Genomic DNA, 5,570 nt, shown 5'->3' with positions numbered 1-5,570 from the left:
GCTGCTTTTCACATTCCTGGCGCGCTGACCCCGCCGCACCACGTACGTACGTACGCCCGTCCCCCCGACGCCGCCCCCCCCGGAATCGACCGGGGCGGGCGGCTTCTTCGTACGCTCTACGGGCCTCAGGCCTTGCGGTGGGCCTCCCAGCCCTCCCAGGCCGAGGTGATCATCTCGCGGACGTCGTGGCGGGCCTTCCAGCCCAGCTCCGCGCCGATCCGCTCGGCGGAGGCGACGACCTTCGCCGGGTCGCCGGCGCGGCGCGGGGAGACCGCGGGCGCGTAGGCGGGATCGGTGTGCCCGGTGACCTCGTTGACCAGCTCGACCATCTCGCGGACGGAAACGCCCTCGCCGCGGCCGATGTTGACGGTGAGGTCCTTGTACTCGCCCTGCGCACCCCATTCGACGAGCTTGCGGGCGGCCACCACGTGGGCCTCCGCGAGGTCGGCGACGTGGATGTAGTCACGGATGCAGGTGCCGTCCGCGGTCGCGTAGTCGTCGCCGAAGATCCGGGCGCCCTCGCCCTTGTCGAACCGCTCGAAGATCATCGGGACCAGGTTGAAGACCCCGGTGTCGGCGAGCTCGGGGGTCGCGGCGCCCGCCACGTTGAAGTAGCGCAGGCACGCGGTGGAGATGCCGTGGGCCTTGCCCGCGGCGCGGACGATCCACTCGCCCGCCAGCTTCGTCTCGCCGTAGGGGCTGAGCGGCAGGCACGGGGTGCTCTCGGTGACGAGGTCCACGTCCGGCATCCCGTACACGGAGGCGGAGGAGGAGAAGAGGAAGTTGCGCACACCCGCTGCGGCCACCGCCTGGAGCAGGACGGTGAGGCCGCCCACGTTCTCCTCGTAGTAGTGCAGCGGCTTCTCGACGGACTCGCCGACCTGCTTCTTGCCCGCGAGGTGGACCACGCCGGTGATCCGGTGCTCGGCGAAGGTCTGGTCGAGGAACGCGCGGTCCAGCACCGAACCGATCACCAGCGGCACGCCTTCCGGGACGCGGGCGGCGTTGCCGGTCGAGAGGTCGTCCAGCACCACCACCTCCTCACCCGCAAGCAGCATCGCGCGGACGACGTGCGCCCCGATGTAACCGGCACCACCAGTGATCAGAAACGTCATGCGTGTCTCCCCAAATATCTTTCGTACGTCTCGTCCGGCGCCGGACCGTCAGCCTGGTTCCGACCTAGCCGCGCACTATGCGCGCCCGGTGGAACCGGTGACGGGCCAGGCTCATGACACCTGCGGCACCGGGCGCGAGCCGCAGCGCCAGGGATCCCCCGGTCGTGCGGTACGGCTGCGCCAACAGCACACCGTACCGGCTGCTGGGCAGCACCCGCCGGTGGAGCAGGCGGCGCAGGGGGCGGGGGGAGGTCAGTACGGCGCTCCCGTCGGCGCACTCCACGTTCAGCTTCACGTCCCACGCCTGCAGTCCCCGCCGGCCCTCGCCCCGCCCGAGGCTGGCCAGCGTGGTGAGCCGGAAGGGCAGCTCCGCGGTCCACCCGTGGCCGTCGCCGTCGGGGGTGAGCTCCACCGGTTCGGCGACCAGCGGCTCCCCCAGGTCGCCCCGGGGCTGGAAGCGCAGCTGGACGGTGCGCGGGCCGGCCGCGGCGAGCCGCCCGTACAGGTCGTGCACCTTGATCCGCAGTCCCGCGCAGCCGCTCGGTTCGGCGTCGATGGTGACGGGCAGCTCCGCCGTCTCCAGCTCGTCCATCCGGTCCAGCTCCACCGGCAGCGTGTCGCTCCAGACCGGCGCCCCGGAGGGGCCGGTCGCGTACGGGGGCGTCAGGCGGGGCGGGTCGGCGGCGAAGCGGGTCAGCCGCAGCAGGTCGGCGGGGGCGGGCGGCGCCTCGGTGGCGCGCAGCACCCGTACGATCCAGCGGGCGTGCGCCCCGGCGGCTTCGATGTCCTCCTTGGCGAACCCGGCGACGTAGTCGCGGGTCAGCGTCCACCAGGCGGCCTGGTAGTCGGGGTCCTCGCCGAGCTCGCGCAGGTACATGCGCAGGTCGTACTCCAGGAACTTGACCTGGCAGGCCCGGCCCAGCTCGGGGGACGAGGCCTTCATGAGCCGGGAGGCCACGCGGTGGGCCTCCACGCGCGCACTCCAGTTGCCCACGTCCTTGCGGTCCAGGGAGATGGAGACCTGGGCGGCGTTGCGGCGCACGTGCCACACGTAGACGAGGTCGCCGATCACCGCGATGCGGGGGCGGGCGGCCAGTACGCGGGCGGTGAAGACGAAGTCCTCGTAGATGAAGCGGCCGTCCGGGAAGCGGACCCCGTACATGTCCAGGAAGGCCCGCTCGTACAGCTTGTTGACGCAGAGCGTGTCGCGGACCAGCTCCGGCCGGTCCGCCGGGAGCTCGATGACCTCGCCCGGCGTGTACAGGCCGGGTACCCAGGGCACGTCGCGGCTCTCGGGCAGTTCACGGCGGACGCACGAGCCGACGGTGACCGGGGCCCGGTGCTCCCCGGCCGCGCGCACCAGGGCGTCGACCGCCCCGCGGGGCAGGACGTCGTCACTGTCCAGGAACATCACGTACGGGGCGGTCGCGGCCGCGATCCCGTCGTTGCGGGGGGTGCCGCAGCCCCCGCTGTTCTCCGTGCGGTGCACGACCTTCACGCGGGGGTGGCGGGCCGCCAGCTCGTCCAGCACCTCGGCGGTGCCGTCGCTGGACGCGTCGTTGACCGCGATGACCTCGGCGACGACCGAGCCCTGGGCGAGGGCCGAGGAGACGGCCTGACCGACGAGCTCTGCATCGTTGTACGCGATCACGACGACGGCAACTGTGGGGGTATGGGTGCTCGTCACCCGTGGATCCTAGGCCACAGGAGTAAACGTGACCTTAAGACGGGTCACCCTAACGGGGGATAAACGGAATCCTGTGACGAGGCTGTGACGACGGCCGGGGACCCGGCCGTCGCCTTCAGTGACCGGCCCGTCAGAAGGGACGGAACTCGTCGTACTCCTTCTGCGCGGAATCCCGCTCGGCTTCCTTCTCCTTGCGGCGCGTGGTCGCCGGACGCGGCGCCTCCAGACGGTGGTCCTCACCGCGGCGGCCCAGCATCTCGGCGCCGGCCATCATCATCGGCTCCCAGTCGAACACGACCGCGTTGTCGTCGGAACCGATGGCGACGCCGTCACCCGCGCGGGCACCGGCCTTCTTCAGCGCCGCCTCGACGCCGAGGCGGTTGAGGCGGTCGGCGAGGTAGCCGACGGCCTCGTCGATGTTGAAGTCGGTCTGGCGGACCCAGCGCTCCGGCTTCTCGCCGCGCACGCGGTACACGTCCTCGGCCTCGTCGTAGGTGATGGTGAAGCCCGAGTCGTCCACGGCCTTCGGCCGGATGACGATGCGGGTCGCCTCCTGCTTCGGCGTACGGGCGCGGAACTTCGCGATGACCTCGGCGAGGAAGTAGGACAGCTCCTTCAGGCCCGTACGGGAGACCGCGGAGACCTCGAAGACCTTGTAGCCGCGGGCCTCCAGGTCCGGGCGGACGATGTCGGCGAGGTCCTGGCCGTCGGGGATGTCGACCTTGTTGAGGACGACGAGGCGCGGACGCTTCTCCAGGCCGCCGCCGTAGAGCTTCAGCTCCTCCTCGATGGCGTCGAGGTCGGCGAGCGGGTCGCGGTCGGACTCCAGGGTGGCGGTGTCCAGCACGTGCACGAGGATCGAACAGCGCTCGACGTGGCGCAGGAACTCCAGGCCGAGGCCCTTGCCCTGGCTCGCGCCCGGGATGAGGCCGGGGACGTCGGCGATCGTGTAGACCGTCGAGCCCGCGGTGACGACGCCCAGGTTCGGGACGAGGGTGGTGAAGGGGTAGTCGGCGATCTTCGGCTTGGCCGCGGAGAGCACCGAGATCAGCGAGGACTTGCCGGCGCTCGGGAAGCCGACCAGCGCCACGTCGGCGACGGTCTTGAGCTCCAGGACGACGTCGCCGCCGGTGCCGGGGACGCCGAGGAGGGCGAAGCCGGGCGCCTTGCGGCGGGCGGAGGAGAGCGCCGCGTTGCCGAGGCCGCCGCGGCCGCCCTCTGCGGCCACGTAGGTGGTGCCCTGGCCGACGAGGTCGGCGAGGACGTTGCCCTCCTTGTCGAGGACGACGGTGCCGTCCGGCACGGGCAGGATGATGTCCTGGCCGTCCTTGCCGGAGCGGTTGTCGCCCGCGCCGGGCTGGCCGTTGGTGGCCTTGCGGTGGGGGCTGTGGTGGTACTCCAGCAGGGTGGTGATCGACTGCTCCACCACCAGGATGACGTCGCCGCCACGGCCGCCGTTGCCGCCATCGGGGCCGCCGAGCGGCTTGAACTTCTCCCGGTGAACGGAGGCGCAGCCGTGGCCCCCGTTACCCGCGGCGACGTGCAGCTCGACGCGGTCCACGAAGGTGGTCATGGTTGTTCCTCCAGATACAGCGGGAATATCCCGGAAAGTCCCGGGGGGTAGGCCTTGCTACCCATTAAACGTGTCTGTGTGACAACGCGCCGAGGGCGGACCTCTCTTCCCGGCTCGCGCCGGAAAGAGTTGAGATCCGCCCTCGGGGTGTTACGAACGCTTCAGATCAGCAGGAGCTGAATCAGGCGGCCGGAACGATGTTGACGACCTTGCGGCCACGGTGCGTGCCGAACTCGACCGAACCGGCCTGCAGCGCGAACAGCGTGTCGTCGCCACCACGACCGACACCCGAACCCGGGTGGAAGTGGGTGCCGCGCTGGCGGACGAGGATCTCACCAGCGGAAACGACCTGACCGCCGAAGCGCTTCACGCCGAGCCGCTGAGCGTTGGAATCGCGCCCGTTCCGGGTGGACGATGCGCCCTTCTTGTGTGCCATGTCTCAGTCCCTCTTACTTCGCAGCCGCGGGGATACCGGTGACCTTGATCGCCGTGTACTGCTGGCGGTGACCCTGGCGACGGCGGTAGCCGGTCTTGTTCTTGTACCGAAGGATGTCGATCTTGACACCCTTGTGGTGGTCCACGATCTCAGCCGTGACCTTGACGCCGGCCAGGACCCACGGGTCGCTGGTCACGGCTTCGCCGTCGACAACGAGCAGGGTCGAGAGCTCGACCGTGTCGCCAACCTTGGCGGTGGGAATCTTGTCAACTTCAACGATGTCGCCGACAGCAACCTTGTGCTGGCGACCACCGCTGCGCACGATGGCGTACACGCGGATCTCTCTCTCACTCGAGTTCGGGAACCCCTGAAGCCAGCCGGCCCCGCGTGAACCGCAGGCCGGCCTCCCCCGATCCAGCCGCGAGGCGGTCCGGGAGGTGAGGTGCTCAGTGGATTGGCGTGTGCATAGACACGCCAGCGACTTAGGTTACGGGGCCCGGTCGGAGGGGTCAAACCGGGGTCTCGGAGCGGTCTCGGAGGGGTCACGCAGGCGCCCCGGCGGCACCCCGGCGGGGCCTCGGAGACGGCGCGGCCGGCCGGCCGGGCCGGCCCGGAGGGCCCCTACGACGCCGCTGACAGCCCGCACGGGCCCTCCGGGACGGCCAGAACGCCGGGCTCCGGCCCGCGCCCCCGCAGGGCCGCAGACGCCGTGCCGGGCGGCGCCGAAACCCAAAGGCCCCCGCCCGGCACCAGGGGTGC

General features: G+C 70.9%; 5 protein-coding genes. All 5 read right to left on the bottom strand.

Annotated elements, in window-relative coordinates:
• Positions 1-125: 125 nt before the first annotated feature.
• Entirely contained in the window at positions 126-1,115 is a 990-nt protein-coding gene (galE, locus tag ACFWNV_RS39165; RefSeq protein WP_383956976.1) for a UDP-glucose 4-epimerase GalE, read from the bottom strand.
• A 64-nt stretch (positions 1,116-1,179) separates the two neighbouring features.
• On the bottom strand, positions 1,180-2,802 hold the full coding sequence (locus ACFWNV_RS39160; RefSeq protein ID WP_383956974.1) for a glycosyltransferase family 2 protein: 1,623 nt from the start codon (positions 2,800-2,802) through the stop codon (positions 1,180-1,182).
• Between the two features lie 130 nt (positions 2,803-2,932).
• Entirely contained in the window at positions 2,933-4,375 is a 1,443-nt protein-coding gene (gene obgE / locus ACFWNV_RS39155; RefSeq protein ID WP_383956971.1) for a GTPase ObgE, read from the bottom strand.
• 181 nt (positions 4,376-4,556) lie between these two features.
• Positions 4,557-4,811, bottom strand: a complete 255-nt coding sequence (gene rpmA, locus ACFWNV_RS39150; protein WP_030013081.1) for a 50S ribosomal protein L27 — start codon at positions 4,809-4,811, stop codon at positions 4,557-4,559.
• A 13-nt stretch (positions 4,812-4,824) separates the two neighbouring features.
• Positions 4,825-5,145, bottom strand: coding sequence for a 50S ribosomal protein L21 (rplU, locus tag ACFWNV_RS39145; RefSeq protein ID WP_112446572.1), 321 nt, complete (start codon positions 5,143-5,145; stop codon positions 4,825-4,827).
• Positions 5,146-5,570: the final 425 nt, after the last annotated feature.

The sequence above is a fragment of the Streptomyces sp. NPDC058401 genome (assembly GCF_042722885.1).
In the GTDB taxonomy this organism is placed as follows: domain Bacteria; phylum Actinomycetota; class Actinomycetes; order Streptomycetales; family Streptomycetaceae; genus Streptomyces.
This window is presented reverse-complemented; position numbering and strand designations above follow the sequence as displayed.